The 17,199-nt window shown below is 71.0% G+C and carries 15 protein-coding genes; 12 read left to right on the top strand and 3 right to left on the bottom strand.

The window, feature by feature from the left end:
- Positions 1-50 precede the first annotated feature (50 nt).
- The 9 genes from OG623_RS08155 (at position 51) to OG623_RS08115 (ending at position 8,620) form a co-directional block, all read left to right on the top strand.
- Positions 51-2,837 carry a DNA translocase FtsK gene (locus OG623_RS08155; RefSeq protein WP_406145544.1) on the top strand — a complete coding sequence of 929 codons (2,787 nt, stop codon included), beginning with the start codon at positions 51-53 and terminating at the stop codon, positions 2,835-2,837.
- 213 nt (positions 2,838-3,050) lie between these two features.
- Positions 3,051-3,851 (top strand): helix-turn-helix domain-containing protein, encoded by an 801-nt coding sequence (locus tag OG623_RS08150; RefSeq protein WP_406145542.1) that lies wholly within the window; start codon positions 3,051-3,053, stop codon positions 3,849-3,851.
- A gap of 149 nt (positions 3,852-4,000) precedes the next feature.
- Positions 4,001-5,479, top strand: a complete 1,479-nt coding sequence (gene rimO / locus OG623_RS08145; RefSeq protein ID WP_406145541.1) for a 30S ribosomal protein S12 methylthiotransferase RimO — start codon at positions 4,001-4,003, stop codon at positions 5,477-5,479.
- Positions 5,476-6,195, top strand: a complete 720-nt coding sequence (pgsA, locus tag OG623_RS08140; RefSeq protein WP_406145539.1) for a CDP-diacylglycerol--glycerol-3-phosphate 3-phosphatidyltransferase — start codon at positions 5,476-5,478, stop codon at positions 6,193-6,195. Before rimO ends, pgsA begins: the two co-directional genes overlap by 4 nt.
- Entirely contained in the window at positions 6,192-6,704 is a 513-nt protein-coding gene (locus OG623_RS08135) for a CinA family protein (RefSeq protein WP_406145538.1), read from the top strand. Before pgsA ends, OG623_RS08135 begins: the two co-directional genes overlap by 4 nt.
- A 109-nt stretch (positions 6,705-6,813) precedes the next feature.
- Positions 6,814-7,197 (top strand): helix-turn-helix domain-containing protein, encoded by a 384-nt coding sequence (locus OG623_RS08130; RefSeq protein ID WP_014153702.1) that lies wholly within the window; start codon positions 6,814-6,816, stop codon positions 7,195-7,197.
- Positions 7,198-7,424: 227 nt separating this feature from the next.
- Entirely contained in the window at positions 7,425-7,895 is a 471-nt protein-coding gene (locus tag OG623_RS08125) for a Dps family protein (protein ID WP_406145536.1), read from the top strand.
- 41 nt (positions 7,896-7,936) lie between these two features.
- The gene (locus tag OG623_RS08120; RefSeq protein WP_406145535.1) at positions 7,937-8,128 is read left to right on the top strand and encodes a CsbD family protein; all 192 of its coding nucleotides are present in this window, start codon (positions 7,937-7,939) and stop codon (positions 8,126-8,128) included.
- Positions 8,129-8,356: 228 nt separating this feature from the next.
- Positions 8,357-8,620 carry a hypothetical protein gene (locus OG623_RS08115; RefSeq protein WP_406145534.1) on the top strand — a complete coding sequence of 88 codons (264 nt, stop codon included), beginning with the start codon at positions 8,357-8,359 and terminating at the stop codon, positions 8,618-8,620.
- A 3-nt stretch (positions 8,621-8,623) separates the two neighbouring features.
- On the opposite strand, the gene OG623_RS08110 is transcribed toward OG623_RS08115, so the two are convergent.
- The gene (locus OG623_RS08110; RefSeq protein WP_406145532.1) at positions 8,624-9,436 is read right to left on the bottom strand and encodes an Fpg/Nei family DNA glycosylase; all 813 of its coding nucleotides are present in this window, start codon (positions 9,434-9,436) and stop codon (positions 8,624-8,626) included.
- A gap of 63 nt (positions 9,437-9,499) precedes the next feature.
- Positions 9,500-14,215, bottom strand: coding sequence for a DEAD/DEAH box helicase (locus OG623_RS08105; RefSeq protein WP_406145530.1), 4,716 nt, complete (start codon positions 14,213-14,215; stop codon positions 9,500-9,502).
- Between the two features lie 102 nt (positions 14,216-14,317).
- On the opposite strand from OG623_RS08105, the gene OG623_RS08100 reads away from it, so the two are divergent.
- From OG623_RS08100 to OG623_RS08090, 3 genes are read left to right on the top strand one after another with little or no spacing between them, the layout of a single operon-like run.
- Positions 14,318-15,181 (top strand): AraC family transcriptional regulator, encoded by an 864-nt coding sequence (locus OG623_RS08100; protein ID WP_406145529.1) that lies wholly within the window; start codon positions 14,318-14,320, stop codon positions 15,179-15,181.
- Between the two features lie 10 nt (positions 15,182-15,191).
- The gene (locus OG623_RS08095; RefSeq protein WP_406145528.1) at positions 15,192-15,938 is read left to right on the top strand and encodes an AzlC family ABC transporter permease; all 747 of its coding nucleotides are present in this window, start codon (positions 15,192-15,194) and stop codon (positions 15,936-15,938) included.
- Positions 15,935-16,240: an AzlD domain-containing protein gene (locus OG623_RS08090; protein WP_406145527.1), complete on the top strand. Its 306-nt coding sequence runs from the start codon at positions 15,935-15,937 to the stop codon at positions 16,238-16,240. Before OG623_RS08095 ends, OG623_RS08090 begins: the two co-directional genes overlap by 4 nt.
- Before the next feature lie 14 nt (positions 16,241-16,254).
- On the opposite strand, the gene OG623_RS08085 is transcribed toward OG623_RS08090, so the two are convergent.
- Positions 16,255-17,169, bottom strand: a complete 915-nt coding sequence (locus OG623_RS08085) for a hypothetical protein (RefSeq protein ID WP_406145526.1) — start codon at positions 17,167-17,169, stop codon at positions 16,255-16,257.
- Positions 17,170-17,199: the final 30 nt, after the last annotated feature.

Below are 17,199 nucleotides of genomic sequence, written 5' to 3'. Positions count from 1 at the left end.
AGCCGTGGGCACACGTGTCCACGGGCGCCGACACCGGTAACCTCAGTCACATGGCCTCACGTACGTCCGGCAAGGGTTCCCTGGGTACGGCGGGCACCGCGAAGCGTGCCGGTCGTACCCAGGGACCGGCGAAGAAAGCCGCGCCCGCAAAGAAGGCGGCGGCGAAGAAGACGACGCCCGCCAAAAAGGCACCGGCCAAGAAGGCGGCGGCGAAGAAACCCGCACCCAAGCCCGCGCCGTCCCCCACGGGGGGCGTGTACCGGCTCGTGCGCGCCCTCTGGCTGGGTACCGCGCACGGCGTCGGGGCGGTGTTCCGCTCCATAGGGCGCGGCGCGAAGGGACTTGACCCGGCCCACCGCAAGGACGGACTCGCCCTGCTGCTTCTGGGGCTCGCGCTGATCGTGGCTGCGGGCACCTGGTCGCATCTGCGGGGCCCTGTCGGCGATCTCGTCGAGATGCTCGTGACCGGTGCGTTCGGGCGGCTCGATCTGCTCGTGCCGATACTGCTGGGCGCCGTCGCCGTGCGGCTGATCCTCTATCCGGAGAAGCCCGAGGCCAACGGCCGTATCGTCATCGGGCTCTCCGCGCTCGTCATCGGTGTGCTCGGCCAGGTCCACATCGCCTGCGGATCGCCGGGCCGTCAGGACGGGACCGACGCCATGCAGGACGCGGGCGGTCTGATCGGCTGGGCCGCCTCCCAGCCGCTGGTCTTCATGATGGGCGAGGTGCTCGCCGTCCCGCTGCTCCTGCTGCTGACGGTCTTCGGACTCCTGGTCGTCACCGCGACCCCGGTCAACGCCATCCCCCGCCGGCTGCGGCAGCTCGGCGTCAGGCTCGGCATCGTCGACCCGGAGTACGTACCGGGCGAGGAGGACGAGAGCGACGACGAGCGATACGAGGAGCAGTGGCGCGAGGCGCTGCCCGAGCGCTCGCGGCGGTCCTCGGCACGGCGCCAGGAGCCGGACGGGGTGTACGACCCGGACCAGGCCGAGGGCGAGGCGCTGTCCAAGCGGCGCCGGTCGCGCAAGCCGTCCGCGCAGCCCGCGATGAACCGCTCCATGGACGCCGTGGACGTCGCGGCGGCCGCGGCAGCCGCGCTCGACGGCGCGGTGCTCAACGGCATGCCCCCCTCGCCGGTCGTCGCCGATCTGACCCAGGGCGTCTCCACCGACCGGGACCGGGAGCGGTCCGGCAGCACTCCGGTCCCCGGTGCGAGGTCGGCACAGAAGGCACCGTCCGACGACGGCCGGGCCGAGAAGAGTTCCTCGTCCTCGGGCGACGGCGTGCCCGATCTGACGAAGCCCGCCCCCGAGCGGTCCGAGCCGCTGCCCGCCCGTGCCGAGCAGCTGCAGCTCTCCGGCGACATCACCTACTCGCTGCCGTCGCTCGACCTGCTGGAGCGCGGAGGTCCCGGCAAGACGCGCAGCGCGGCCAACGACGCGGTCGTCGCGTCATTGACCACCGTCTTCACGGAGTTCAAGGTCGACGCGTCCGTCACCGGCTTCACCCGCGGCCCGACCGTCACGCGGTACGAGGTGGAACTCGGGCCGGCGGTCAAGGTCGAACGCATCACCGCCCTCACCAAGAACATCGCGTACGCCGTCGCGAGCCCGGACGTCCGGATCATCTCCCCGATCCCCGGCAAGTCCGCCGTCGGCATCGAAATCCCCAACTCCGACCGGGAGATGGTCAACCTCGGCGACGTCCTGCGCCTCGCGGACGCGGCCGAGGACGATCACCCCATGCTGGTCGCGCTCGGCAAGAACGTCGAGGGCGGCTACGAGATGGCCAACCTGGCCAACATGCCGCACGTCCTGGTCGCCGGTGCGACCGGTTCCGGCAAGTCCTCCTGCATCAACTGCCTGATCACCTCGGTCATGGTGCGGGCGACGCCGGAGGACGTACGGATGGTGCTCGTCGACCCGAAGCGCGTCGAGCTCACCGCCTACGAGGGCATCCCGCACCTCATCACCCCCATCATCACCAACCCGAAGAAGGCCGCCGAGGCGCTCCAGTGGGTCGTGCGCGAGATGGACCTGCGCTACGACGACCTCGCGGCCTACGGCTTCCGGCACATCGACGACTTCAACCACGCGGTACGCACGGGCAAGGCCAAGACGCCCGAGGGGAGCGAGCGGGAGCTCTCGCCCTACCCGTATCTGCTGGTCATCGTCGACGAGCTGGCGGACCTCATGATGGTGGCCCCGCGCGACGTCGAGGACTCCATCGTCCGTATCACCCAGCTGGCACGCGCCGCCGGTATCCACCTGGTGCTGGCCACGCAGCGGCCCTCGGTCGATGTCGTGACCGGTCTGATCAAGGCGAACGTGCCCTCCAGGCTCGCCTTCGCGACCTCGTCGCTCGCCGACAGCCGGGTCATCCTCGATCAGCCCGGCGCCGAGAAGCTCATCGGTAAGGGCGACGGCCTGTTCCTGCCGATGGGGGCGAACAAGCCGACCCGTATGCAGGGGGCCTTCGTCACGGAGGGCGAGGTCGCGGCCGTCGTCCAGCACTGCAAGGATCAGATGGCGCCGGTCTTCCGCGAGGACGTCGTGGTCGGCACCAAGCAGAAGAAGGAGATCGACGAGGACATCGGCGACGACCTCGATCTGCTCTGTCAGGCGGCCGAGCTGGTCGTGTCGACCCAGTTCGGATCGACATCGATGCTCCAGCGCAAGCTGCGGGTCGGCTTCGCGAAGGCGGGCCGGCTGATGGACCTGATGGAGTCGCGCAACGTCGTGGGCCCCAGCGAGGGCTCCAAGGCACGCGATGTCCTGGTGAAACCCGACGAGCTCGACGGAGTGTTGGCCGTCATTCGTGGGGAAACCGCTCCGTAGGAGCGTTGCGGGCAACCGTTTCGCCCGGTCGTACGTCAAGTTGAAGGGAGGAGTAGCGGGATGATCCGCCCCGTCCTCCGTCCTGTGTCCTGCCCGAGGGGTTTCCCGGCGAACCCGATGGCGTACAAAGTCGTCGCTCCCGGTTGCCCCACCCTTTCGTACCACCCCTAGACTGAACATCCAGCAGGTGGCTCACGCTCGAAAGGCGCCCCCGTGTCCATCGGCAACTCCCCCGAAGACGACCGGCCTTCGATCGGTCGCGCGCTTCAGCAGGCTCGTATCGCCGCAGGTCTGACGGTCGAGGAAGTCAGCAGCTCCACCCGGGTGCGCATCCCCATCGTGCACGCGATCGAGGAGGACGACTTCTCCCGCTGCGGCGGCGACGTCTACGCCCGCGGCCACATCCGTATGCTCGCCCGCGCCGTCCGGCTGGACCCCGATCCGCTGATCGAGGAGTTCGACGCCGAGCACGGCGGCCGTCCCGCGCCCACACCCGCGGCCCCGCTGTTCGAGGCGGAACGTATCCGCTCCGAACCCCGCCGGCCCAACTGGACCGCTGCCATGGTGGCCGCGATCGTCGCCGTGGTCGGCTTCGTCGGCTTCACGCTCTTCAGCGGCGACGACGAGGGTTCGGGCTCGACGCAGGTCGCCGAGGGCTCGACCCCCGACAAGGCCACGGCCAAGCCCACCCCGACCAAGCCCGCCGACCCCAAGCCCGCTCCCTCCGAAAGCGCCATCGCCGCGGCTCCCCGGGACAAGGTGACGGTCAGGATCAGCGCCAACTCGGGCAAGAGCTGGATCTCCGCCAAGGACCACAACGGACGGGTGCTCTTCGACGGTCTGCTGGCCGAGGGTGACTCCAAGACCTTCCAGGACAAGGAGCGCGTCGACCTCGTCCTCGGGGACGCCGGGGCGATCGAGCTCTTCGTGAACGGCAAGCAGGTCGAAGACCAGTTTGAATCGGGTCAGGTCGAGCGGCTTTCGTACACCAAGGGTGACCCCGAGGTCGGCTGACCTCTCCACTCTTCCCGCGGTGAGTGCCCGGCAGGTGCTGGGCACTCACCGTTCTCGTTTTCCGCCCCTTCACCGACTGTTCGGTCACTCCGCGTAGCAGTGAACCCTGCACGGCAGGAGGACTGCCGGGACAAAGTAGTCTTGAGTCCATGCCCGAACGCCGTACCGTCGCCCTTGTCACTCTTGGCTGCGCCCGTAACGAGGTGGACTCGGAGGAGCTCGCAGGCCGCTTGGCAGCGGACGGCTGGGAGCTCGTCGAGAACGCCACGGACGCGGATGTCGCCGTGGTCAACACCTGTGGGTTCGTCGAAGCTGCCAAGAAGGACTCCGTCGACGCCCTGCTCGAAGCCAACGATCTGAAGGATCACGGCAGAACCCAGGCCGTCGTGGCCGTCGGCTGCATGGCCGAGCGCTACGGCAAGGACCTTGCCGAGGCGCTGCCCGAAGCGGACGGGGTGCTCGGCTTCGACGACTACACCGACATCTCCGACCGCCTGCAGACCATCCTCAACGGCGGCATCCACGCCTCCCACACCCCGCGCGACCGGCGCAAGCTGCTGCCGATCAGCCCGGCCGAGCGCCAGGACACAGCCGTCGCGCTCCCCGGGCACGCCCAGGAGATCACACCGGCCCCCGCGGACCTGCCGGAAGGCATCGCGCCGGTCTCCGGGCCGCGGGCGCCGCTGCGCCGGAGGCTGGGCACCAGCCCGGTGGCCTCGGTGAAGCTCGCGTCGGGCTGTGACCGGCGCTGCTCGTTCTGCGCCATCCCCTCCTTCCGCGGCTCGTTCATCTCACGGCGCCCGTCCGACGTACTCGGTGAGACCCGCTGGCTCGCCGGCCAGGGCGTCAAGGAGGTCATGCTGGTCTCCGAGAACAACACCTCGTACGGCAAGGACCTCGGTGACATCAGGCTGCTGGAGACCCTGCTGCCCGAGCTCGCCGACGTCGACGGGATCGAGCGGATCCGCGTCAGCTATCTGCAGCCCGCCGAGATGCGGCCGGGCCTGATCGACGTACTCACCTCGACGCCGAAGGTCGCCCCGTACTTCGACCTCTCCTTCCAGCACTCCGCCCCCGGCGTGCTGCGCGCGATGCGCAGATTCGGTGACACGGACCGTTTCCTCGAACTGCTGGACACCATTCGATCGAAGGCGCCGCAGGCCGGTGCGCGATCGAACTTCATCGTGGGGTTCCCCGGTGAGACGGAGGCCGACCTCGCCGAGCTGGAACGCTTCCTCACCGGCGCACGCCTGGACGCCATCGGGGTCTTCGGCTACTCCGACGAGGACGGCACCGAGGCGGTCGGTTACGAGAACAAGCTGGACGCCGATGTCATCGCCGAGCGCCTCGCGCACATCTCGCAGCTCGCCGAGGAGCTGACCTCGCAGCGTGCCGAGGAGCGGGTCGGCGAAACCCTCCAGGTCCTCGTCGAGTCGGTGGAGTCCGAGGAGGACGGACCCGTGGCGGTGGGCCGGGCCGCCCACCAGGCGCCGGAAACGGACGGCCAGGTCGTCTTCACCGCACGCGAGGGGCTCGTGCCGGGCCGTATGGTCGAAGCGAAGGCAGTGGGCACCGAGGGAGTGGACCTCGTGGCCGAACACCACGAGCTCGCGGAGGCGGCCAGATGACGGGAGCCCCGGCATCCGCGGCAGGCGGCTCCGGCGCGACGCCGGCGCCCCGCGGCGGCAAGCTGGGCGCGGCGGCCGTCAACCAGGCCGGTCTGTGGAACATCGCGAACATCCTCACGATGGCGCGGCTGCTGCTCGTCCCCGGTTTCGTCATGCTGCTCCTGCACGACGGCGGCTACGACCCGGTCTGGCGTTCCTTCGCCTGGGCGGCCTTCGCCGTCGCGATGATCACCGATGTGTTCGACGGCCATCTGGCACGCGCGTACAACCTGGTCACCGACTTCGGGAAGATCGCCGACCCGATCGCGGACAAGGCGATCATGGGTGCGGCGCTGATCTGCCTCTCCTGGCTCGGGGATCTGCCCTGGTGGATCACCGGCGTGATCCTCTTCCGTGAGCTCGGCATCACGCTCATGCGTTTCTGGGTCATCAGGCACTCGGTGATCCCCGCCAGCCGGGGCGGGAAGATGAAGACCCTGGCCCAGGGCGTCGCCGTCGGCATGTACGTCCTGGCGCTGACGGGCCCCCTGGCGACCATGCGCTTCTGGGTGATGATGGTGGCCGTCGTCCTGACGGTCGTCACCGGCCTCGACTACGTACGCCAGGCCGTCGTGCTGCGCCGCCGCGGGATCGAGGCGGAGCGGGCCGCTGCCGCCATGGAGGCGGCCGGGGAGAGCGCGGCCGGCACCCGGAGCGCAGCGGAGGCCGAGCGGTGACGTCCGCGGCCCCGCAGGTCCTGCGGCAGCTTCAGGGGCGCGGTCAGACGCTCGCGGTCGCCGAGTCCCTCACCGGCGGTCTGGTGGCCGCCGAGCTCACCTCCGTCCCCGGGGCCTCGAAGTGCTTCCGCGGGTCCGTCACGGCGTATGCCACGTCTCTGAAGCGGGATGTGCTGGGTGTCGACGCCGCGCTGCTGGACGGTCGCGGCGCGGTGGACCCGGATGTCGCCCTGGAGATGGCCGCAGGTGTACGCCGGGTGCTGGGCGCGGACTGGGGCATCTCGACCACCGGGGTCGCCGGGCCCGAGCCGCAGGACGGCAGACCCGTCGGAACGGTCTTCATAGCCGTTTCGGGGCCGGGGGGTGTACAGAAAGTGGCCGAGCTGAGGTTGAACGGCGGGAGGGCGGACATCCGTAAGGAGAGTGTGCGGAGCCTGCTCCACCTGCTCTCCGGCGAACTCGGTGAAAATGCGAGGACACAGGATACGGAACAGAACGGGGGGAATTGATGTTTGCAGCCCTGAGTGAACACGACATCGCTCCCCGCACGGCCGCAGCGCAAGGCGGTACGGTGGGGCGTGAAGGATACGGCTACGCGGTCCGAGGAGGGAGCCACCGATGATTCTGCTCCGTCGCCTGCTTGGTGACGTGCTGCGTCGGCAGCGCCAGCGCCAAGGCCGTACTCTGCGCGAAGTCTCCTCGTCCGCCCGAGTCTCGCTCGGCTATCTCTCCGAGGTGGAGCGGGGGCAGAAGGAGGCGTCCTCCGAGCTGCTCTCCGCCATTTGCGACGCGTTGGACGTACGGATGTCCGAGCTCATGCGTGAAGTGAGCGATGAGCTGTCGCTGGCCGAGCTGGCCGAGTCGGCAGCAGCCAGTGATGCAGTGCCTGTGCCGGTACGCCCGATGCTCAATTCCGTCTCTGTCGCGTCGGTCGCCGGCGTTCCGACGGGACGGGTGACCATCAAGGCGCCCGCAGAAGCGGTGGATGTCGTCGCCGCCTGACCGCACGGTCCATGGTGAACGAAAGCCCCGGCCGGCCCCGAGAGGGGCCGGCCGGGGCTTTCGCGTATCCGGTGTGTGCGAGCCCGTTCGCGGGGCAGGCGGGGGGTGAGGCCGAAGGGCAATTCCCCGGAACAGCACTCGGATGCCCCTTTAGGGTCATATGTGACATTGTGGACAGATGGTAAGGCGAACAAGCTAGACGAACAGCAATCTGAACGGAGAAGTGCATGTCTGTCGTGAAGAGCGCCTTGTCCGATACGGATCGCAAGGCCGTCGGAGACGCGCTGCAAGGTGCGCTGGTCGATCTGATCGACCTCTCGCTGGTGGCCAAGCAGGTCCACTGGAACGTGGTCGGCCCGCGCTTCCGCTCCGTGCACCTTCAGCTCGACGAGGTCGTCGACACGGCGCGGCAGCACTCGGACACGGTGGCGGAGAGGGCTTCCGCGGTCGGCGTCAACCCGGACGGCCGGTCCCGGACGCTCGCGAAGACGACGGCGATCGATTCCGTGCCCGACGGCTGGATCAAGGACGTCGAGGCGGTGAAGGTGCTCGTCGACGCGCTCCGTGTGGTCATCGACCGCATGCGGGAGCGGATCGAGGCGACCGACGAACCCGATCCCGTCAGTCAGGACATCCTGATCACGCTCACCGCGGATCTCGAGAAGCACGCCTGGATGTTCCAGGCGGAAAGCGCCTGAAGCCGAACTCGTACCCCCTCGCACCCGAGGAAGGAATCACCGTGACGGACAAGAGCGCCATGGACAAGCTCAAGGGCAAGGCCAAGGAAGCGACCGGCAAGGTCACCGGCGACCGCCGCAAGGAGACCGAGGGCAAGTCCGACCAGGCCAAGGCCAAGGCGGAGGACACGCTGGGCGCCGCGGGCGATCGCGCGAAGGGACTCAAGGATTCCCTCACCGACGACGACAAGTAGAAGTCGATCCTCCACCGGTGCCCCGCGGATCCCGTCCGCGGGGCACCGGCATGCCCGGGGCAGCCGCGGGATGCAGTCGGCGCCGACCCGGGAGAAACTGCGGGAGAGGCCGGAAGGCCGCCGGAATCGCTGTGGTTCCGCTTGCGCCGTGTGCACGCCTGGTCGTGCACCGATGCGCCCTCCCGCCAGGAGATCGTGCCGTACTAGCGTCGGCCGGAGGAGGCAGCCATGGTGCGGCGATGGGTGCCGGCGCTCGTCCTCGGTGGCGTGTGGTGGTGGGCGGTGCTGCGGCTGCTTCTTGAGCCCAGGCACACCGGACTGGTCGAGGGCGCGGTGGCGGCCGGGGGATGGGGGCTGAGCCTTCTGCCCGTCCATGTGGCGTCCACGGTGCGGAGTGAGCGCGCTGTGGGTGGTCCCGGCTTGGGCGGTCGTGACCTGGACGGTCGTGACCCGGACGGTCCTGACCCGGACCGCAGGGACATATCCTCCTAGCGATCACGGGACGGGGACCGGTCCGGTCTGGCAGTGCGGACACCAGTAGGCGGGACGGTTGTCACGGTCCGCCACCCGGACGGTCGTGCGACAGCGCAGGCAGGGGCGCCCGGCCCGCCCGTAGACGAAGAGACGCTCCCGCGTGCGGCCCCGGGACAGGGCGGGGGTCGCGCCGGTCGTGGTCCTCATCGGACGGTCGCGATTGGCCGCCAGGAGCTGTTCGGCCGTGCTGACCAGACGTGCCGGGGTCCTCGGGGGCAGCTCGCCGACCGGAAGCCAGGGCGTCGCACGGGCCATGAAGCAGAGCTCGCACATATAGACATTGCCGATACCGGCCAGATTGCGCTGGTCCAGTAGCGCGTCCCCGACCGGGCGCCCCGGGTCGGCGAGCAGATGACGCAGAGCGATGTCCGGGTCCCAGTCCGGACCCAGCAGATCGGGCCCCAGGTGCCCCACGACCTGCCCCTCGTCCACGGTGCGCAGCAGTTCGAGCACGGGCAGTCGATAGCCGACGGCGGTGTGCTCAGCGGTGGCGAGCACGGCGCGGATCTGGTGGCCGGGCCCGCCCCGCCAGCGTTCTCCGGCGTCGTACACACGCCAGGCACCCTCCATGCGCAGATGGCTGTGAAGAGTGAGGCCGTCCTGGAAGCGGGTCAGCAGGTGCTTGCCGCGTGCCGTGACGCCCAGGACCGTCCGGCCGGACAGATCGGCCGTGGCGAAGCGGGGGACCCGCAGGTCGCCGACCGTGAGCACCTGGCCGGCGAGTGCCGCGTCGAGACGCCGGGCGGTCTGCAGGACCGTGTCACCTTCGGGCATGCGTCCATGATGCGCCGACCGTGCCGCGCGGGGGTCCCCGGCTCGCGCCGAAGCCGGTCGTGCTCAGGCGCGCAGCCGCAGGCCTCTCGGAGTGGCGAGGAAGCCGGCCGCCTCCAGGGTGCGGCCCAGCGGGGAGGTGAGGGAGGAAGCGCCGTTCGTACGCTCCACCGTGATCGTGCCCAGCGTCCCCGCGCGGGCGGCCGAGGCGAGGGCCCCGGCCGCGGCGTGGAGCGCCGGGTCGGCGGGGTCCGTGGGCCATGCGAGGAGGGACTTGCCGCCACGCTCCATGTAGAGCGTCAGCTCGCCGTCCACGAGGACCACGAGCGCACCCGCCTTGCGGCCCGGCTTGTGTCCCGCGCCGTCCGGCGACTCGGGCCAGGGCAGGGCGGCGCCGTACGCGTTGGCGGGGTCGGCCGCCGCGAGGACCAGCGCGCGGGGAGCGGCGCCCGGGTCCGCGCGGTCGCGCGCGGTGGACACCGCGCGGAGCCGGTCCACGGCGCCGTCCATGGCGAACTGGGCCGCTCCCAGCCCCTCGACGACATAACCACGGCGGGCCTGCCCGCTGTCCTCGAACGCGGCAAGGATCCGGTAGACCGCCGAGAACCCGCCCTCGACGCCCTCGGCCTGCACCGCGCCACGCGTCACCACACCGTGGCGGTCCAGGAGCGTCCTGGCCAGGGCATGCGCGCGATGGGTCGGCTCGGGCTCGGGCGGTGGCAGCAGCGACCAGCGTCCGGACACCGTCGGCGGACCGGTGCGGGACGCGGGACGGGCGGCCGCGGTCAGCGTCCCGTAACGGCCGCGTGGCACATTGCGCCGTGCGCGATGGGCGGTGGAGCCCGCCGTACGCCCCGATCCGAGGAGCGAACGCAGGGGCGCGAGCGTGTCATTGGTGAGGCGGCCCGACCAGACCAGATCCCAGAGGGCTTCGGCCAGCTGCGGATCGGTGCAGTCCGGATGGGTGGTGGCACGGACCTGATCGGCGATCTGCCGGAAGAAGAGCCCGAACCCACCGGAGAGCACGGTCAGAACCGACTCGTGCAACGCGGTCTCCTCCAGCGGGAGGGGCGGCGGGAGGAGCAGCGGCGCGCTGTCGGCGAGATGGACGGAGAGCCAGCCGTCCTTTCCCGGGAGGGCGCCCGCGCCCGCCCAGACGACCTCGCCTGTGGTCGTCAGCTCGTCGAGCATGGCGGGGGTGTAGCCCGCGACCCTGCTCGGCAGGATCAGCTTCTCCAGGGCGGACGCGGGGACGGGGGCGCCCTGCAACTGCTCGATGGCGCGGGCCAGTCCGTCGATGCCTCGCAGACTGTTGTCGCCGACGTGCTGCCACTGGGGGAGGAAGCCGGCCAGCGCGGTCGGCGGAACGGGCTCCAGCTCCTGGCGGAGCGAGGCCAGCGAACGACGGCGCAGCCTGCGCAGGACCGTGGCATCGCACCACTCCTGGCCGATGCCGGCGGGGTGGAACTCGCCCTGGACGACGCGGCCCGAAGCGGCGAGCCGCTGCAGCGCCCCGTCCGTGACGGCGGTGCCCAGGCCGAAACGGCTCGCCGCCTGCGTCGTGGTGAACGGGCCGTGCGTACGGGCGAACCGGGCGAGGAGGTCGCCGAGCGGATCCTTGACCGGCTCGGTGAACGCCTCGGGGACTCCCACCGGAAGCGCGGTGCCGAGCGCGTCCCGCAGCCGGCCCGCGTCCTCGACAGCCGCCCGGTGAGCCGTTCCGCCGATGCGGACCTGGATGGCGCGCCGGGACGCCTCAAGCTCCGCCGCCCATCCGCTCCGCGCGCCGCGCTCCGCCAGCTCGGCGTCGGTGAGGGGGCCGAGCACCCGCAGCAGATCGGCGACCCCCTCGACATCCTTGATCTTCCTGTCGTCGGTCAGCCACTGGAGCTCCCGCTCCAGCTCGCCCAGGACGTCGGCGTCCAGCAGCTCCCGCAGCTCCGCCTGGCCGAGCAGCTCGGCCAGGAGATGGGAGTCGAGCGAGAGCGCAGCCGCCCGCCGCTCGGCGAGGGGCGAGTCACCCTCGTACAGGAACTGCGCGACATAGCCGAAGAGGAGGGAACGGGCGAACGGTGACGGCTCGGGCGTCGTCACCTCGACCAGACGGATACGGCGCGACTCCAGGTCGCCCATCAGCTCGGTGAGACCCGGGACGTCGAAGACGTCCTGAAGGCACTCGCGGACCGCTTCGAGGACGATCGGGAACGAGCCGAACTCGGAGGCCACCTGGAGCAGCTGGGAGGCGCGCTGGCGCTGCTGCCACAGAGGGGTGCGCTTTCCCGGGCTGCGTCTGGGCAGCAGCAGCGCACGCGCGGCGCATTCACGGAACCGGGAGGCGAACAGGGCGGATCCGCCGACCTGTTCGGTGACGACCTGGCCGATCTCGCTCCTGTCGAACACCACGTCGGTGGCTCCGACGGGCGGCTGCTCGCTGTCGTACCCGGTGGCGGGGAACACCGGGCCGGGCTCGCCGCGCGCCGGTCCGCCTCCGGCCTCGCCCGGGGCGTCCGCCTGGACCGGATCGAAGTCGAGGAGGTCCAGACCCATCAGATCGGCGTCGGGCAGCCGCAGCACGATGCCGTCGTCCGCGTGCATGACCTGTGCGTCCATGCCGTACCGCTCGCCGAGCCGGGCGGACAGGGCCAGGGCCCACGGGGCGTGCACCTGGGCGCCGAACGGTGAATGCACCACGACGCGCCAGTCACCCAGCTCGTCACGGAACCTCTCGACCAGGATGGTCCGGTCGTCGGGGACGTGGCCGCAGGCCCGGCGCTGCTCGTCGAGGTAGGACAGAATGTTGTCGGCGGCCCAGGCGTCGAGCCCCGCGGCGAGCAGCCGGAGTCTGGCGTCCTCGGTGGACAGCCCGCCGATCTCGCGGAGGAACGCACCCAGCGCACGGCCCAGCTCCAGCGGCCGGCCCAGCTGGTCGCCCTTCCAGAACGGCAGCCTGCCGGGGACCCCGGGGGCGGGCGAGACCAGGACCCGGTCCCGGGTGATGTCCTCGATCCGCCAGGATGTGGTGCCCAGGGTGAAGACATCACCTGCCCGGGACTCGTAGACCATCTCCTCGTCCAGCTCGCCGACGCGTCCGCCGCCCTTCTTCGGGTCGGCGCCCGCCAGGAAGACGCCGAAGAGCCCGCGGTCGGGAATGGTGCCCCCCGAGGTGACGGCGAGCCGCTGGGCGCCGGGGCGGCCCGTGACCGTGCCGGTGACGCGGTCCCACACCACGCGGGGGCGCAGCTCCGCGAACGCGTCGGACGGATAGCGCCCGGCGAGCATGTCGAGCACGGAGGTGAACGCCGATTCCGGGAGCGCGGCGAAGGGGGCCGCCCGGCGGGCGAGGGCCAGCAGGTCGTCCGCCTGCCAGCTGTCGAGCGCCACCGTGGCGACGATCTGCTGGGCGAGGACGTCCAGAGGGTTGGACGGGATCCGCAGCGCCTCGATGGCGCCCTCACGCATCCGCTCGGTGACGACGGCGGCCTGCACCAGATCACCCCGGTACTTGGGGAAGACCACCCCGGTGGACACGGCGCCGACCTGGTGCCCGGCGCGCCCCACCCGCTGCAGTCCCGATGCCACGGACGGCGGCGACTCGACCTGGATCACCAGGTCGACCGCGCCCATGTCGATCCCCAGCTCCAGGCTGGAGGTGGCGACCACGGCAGGCAGCCGGCCCGCCTTGAGGTCCTCCTCGACCTGGGAGCGCTGCTCCTTGGACACCGAGCCGTGGTGCGCACGGGCCAGGACCGCCGGTGCACCCTTGGCGGCCCCGGACTGGGCCATGATCTCGGCGGGGGAGTGGGCCTCGGGCAGGGGCCGGCCCGCCCCCGGATCCTCCTCGAAGGCGCTGCCGGTCGCCCGCTCGTGGGCGATCTCGTTCAGCCGGTTGCACAGGCGCTCCGCCAGCCGCCGGGAATTGGCGAAGACGATCGTGGAGCGGTGTGCCTGGACGAGATCGGCGATCCGCTCCTCGACATGGGGCCAGATCGACGGCTTCTCCGCCTGGCCGCCCTCGTCGCCCGTGGCGGGGGAGCCGCTCAGCTCGCCCAGATCCTCCACCGGAACCACGACGGAGAGGTCGAACTCCTTGGTGGAGCGTGGCTGGACGATCTCCACCTTCCGCTGCGGCGACAGGAACCGGGCGACCTCGTCGACCGGGCGGACCGTCGCCGACAGCCCGATACGCCGCGCGGGCCTCGGCAGCAGCTCGTCCAGACGCTCCAGCGACAGCGCGAGGTGGGCACCGCGCTTGGTGCCCGCGACGGCATGCACCTCGTCCACGATCACCGTCTCGATCCCGGCGAGCGCGTCCCTGGTCGACGACGTGAGCATCAGGAACAGGGACTCGGGGGTGGTGATCAGGATGTCCGGGGGCTTCGTCGCCATCGAACGGCGCTCGGCCGGCGGGGTGTCGCCGGAACGGATCCCCACCCGGATCTCCGGCTCCGGCAGGCCCAGGCGCACCGACTCCTGACGGATCCCGGTCAGCGGAGAACGGAGATTCCGTTCCACGTCCACCGCGAGGGCCTTCATCGGTGACACGTACAGCACCCGGCAGCGCTTCTTCGTCTCGGCGGGCGGCGGCACGGCCGCCAGCCGGTCCAGGGAGGCGAGGAAGGCGGCGAGTGTCTTGCCCGAACCGGTCGGAGCGACGACCAGCACGTCCGAACCCTCGCCGATGGCCCGCCAGGCGCCCTCCTGGGCCGAGGTGGGCGCGTCGAAGGCGCCCGCGAACCAGCTACGGGTCGCGGGCGAGAACGAATCGAGTGCGGAACCTGCCATGACCCCCATCGTGCACCCCGCCACTGACAACGGCCGGTGGAGATGCCGCCCGCCCGCATTCCCGGACTTCGGCCACCCGCCCGGACCTGCGAGAATACGAGCATGACCGAGCCCGGGACGACACAGGAATGGGCGAGGCACTGGCAGTACGCGGAGCTGCCCGACCTGCATCTGCTGCGGGCCCGGTACGTTCGCCACACCTTTCCCCGCCACAGCCACGAGGGCTACGTCATCGCCACGATCACCGGCGGGGTCGAGGACGTCGGACTCCCCGACGGCACCATGCACGCAGGACCCGGCACCGTGATCATGATCAATCCGGAGGTGCCGCACACCGCACGCGCCGGGGTGCCCGAGGGATGGGTGTACGCCACGCTCTATCCGTCGGCCCAGGTGGTCAACGACATCGCGGCCGAGCTGACGGATCTGCGCGGCACCGTCGGCTTCGCCGAGACCGGCGTGCCCGACCCGTACGCAGCCCGGCTGATCACCGAGGTCCACCGGGCGGCGGAGGAGGGCAACGCCCTGGCCGCCGACAGCGTCCTGCGCGTCCTGGTCGCCCGGCTGCTCGACCGCCACGGCGACGTGCTGCCGGGCAGGGCCTCGCGCTTCGCCGGTGCCCGTGATGCCGCACGTGCGCGGAACGCGCTGGAGGAGCGGATGGCGCGGCCGCCCACCCTGGAAGCGCTCGCCGCCGAGCTGGGCACCAGTCCGTTCGCGCTGCTGCGCGCCTTCAAGAAGGAGTACGGGATGCCCCCGCACACCTGGCTCACCGACGCCCGGGTCCGCCGTGCGCGGCGCATGCTCGACACGGGGACCGCGCCCGCGGAGGCCGCCGCTGCCGTCGGCTTCACCGACCAGCCCCATCTCAACCGTCATTTCACCCGGATCGTGGGAGTGCCTCCGGGCGCCTACCGGCGTGAGCGCGCAGGAATGTACAAGACCGGCAGGGATCTTTCCCCGTAGCGTTCCGGGCGTGGCAGAACAGACAGCATCCCTGCGCGAGAAGCCGGACAGCGCCGTCGTCCGGGACGCACTCGGCGTGGGCACAGCGGTAGGTCTCTCCGGGTTCGCCTTCGGCGTGACCTCGGCGGGCTCAGGACTGAGCCTTCTCCAGACCTGCGCGCTGAGCCTCCTCGTCTTCACCGGCGCCTCCCAGTTCGCTCTCGTGGGCGCTCTCGCGGTGGGCGGCAACCCCTACACCGCGGCGGCCGGAGCGTTCTTCCTGGGCATCCGCAACGCCTTCTACGGACTGCGGCTTTCGCAGCTCCTCGCCCTGCCGCGCGCCCTGCGTCCCCTCGCCGCCCAATGGGTCATCGACGAGACGACCGCCGTCACCCTGCCCCAGCCCACCAGGCGTGCCGCGCGTATCGGCTTCACCGTCACGGGGCTCACGCTCTACGTCCTGTGGAACCTGACCACGCTGGTCGGCGCACTCGGGGCTGAGGCGCTCGGCGACACCGACGCCTGGGGTCTCGACGCCGCCGGTCCCGCCGTGTTCCTCGCCCTGCTCGCGCCGATGCTGAAGAGCACCACGGAGCGTGTCACCGCGGGGCTCGCTGTCGTGCTGGTGCTGGGACTCCTGCCGGTGCTGCCGGCGGGCGCGCCCGTACTCGTGTCGGCGCTGGCGGCTCCGCTCGTCCTCTTCCTCAAGGGCAGAGGCAGGGGCGCGGAGGACGACGGGACCGACATCGGACGCACGACGCCCGGGGAGGGCCGATGAACATCTGGATCGCCATCGGGCTCACCGCCGTGGGCTGCTATCTCGCCAAGCTCCTGGGTCTCCTGGTGCCCGCGGGAGCTCTGGAGCGCCCCTTGGTGCAACGGCTCTCCGCGCTGGTGCCTGTGGCGCTGCTCGCAGCCCTCACCGCACAGCAGACCTTCGCCGACGGACAGCAGCTGGTGCTGGACGCCAGAGCGGCAGGGCTCGCAGCCGCCGCGCTCGCCCTCGTCCTGCGGGCTCCCTTCCTCGTCGTCGTCGGCACCGCCGTCGTGGTCACAGCGGTCGCGCGCGCCCTGTTCTGAAGGGGACGGACGGATCAGCGCAGGGCCCGGCCGTACGCCCGGAGCGTCTGCAACGCCTTCAGCGTCACGATCGGACGGCCCTCCAGGGCCGTCCCCGGTGCCCACTGCCGCCAGTTGACCGGCCAGCCGCCGTCCTCCTCCTGTTCGGACGCCAGATGATCCAGGGACCTCTCCAGCTCCCCGTCGCTGAACCACCGACGGGCGAGCGACCCCGGCGTACGGGCGTAGTCGTAAGGGAAGTGATGTTCCTCGGGGGCGTAGCCGGCGGCCACCGGGTACTCCGCGCGGCGCCGAGGATCGAGCACCACCAGTCGCTGGTCGCGCACGAGTCGCCCCAGCCGGTCGGCGGCCGATTCGGCGCGTCCGCGGTCGGGAACACCGTCCAGGAAGGCGACGGCCGCCTCGATCTCGTACGGATGGGACTGCTCAAGGGCGTCGACGGCGGCCCAGCAGAAGTCGGTGGCCCGGAACAGCCAGGCGTGCCAGACCTGATTCCGGTGCAGCAGCCCGACCACCGGGCCCGTCGCCAGCAGTTCGGCGGGCGGGTCGTCGACGACGGGGATGAAGGGCGCCGCGGGGTAGCCGCGCTGGGAGGGGTGGAGTGCGGGCAGCGCGCCCTCCTTGGTGGACACGTCCGTCAGATAGCGGCAGATCCGCTCCACCCGTGGACCTTCGCAGCGGCCGATCGAGTCGAGAACGCTCAGCGCGTGAGCGGTGTGCAGCGGTTGACTCACGGGCCCGCGAAGATCGGGTTCGAGCGCGTGGCCGTAACCACCGTCCTCGTTCCGGTAGGCGGTGAGCGCGATCTCGACGGTGTCCGCGCTCCCCTCCAGGAAGAGATGGGCGAACCGCCGCTGTTCGAGAACGCGTGCGGTGAGCCAGACGAACTGCTCGGCGCGGGCGAGGGGATGTGCTCCGGTTCCAGCCATGGACCGACCGTAGAGGGGAAACTGCCGCCG

Origin of the sequence: Streptomyces sp. NBC_01012 (assembly GCF_045162755.1) — a bacterium.
Classification (GTDB): domain Bacteria; phylum Actinomycetota; class Actinomycetes; order Streptomycetales; family Streptomycetaceae; genus Streptomyces.
The sequence above is the reverse complement of the archived record's forward strand: the minus strand, read 5'-3'. Positions and strand labels throughout refer to the sequence as shown.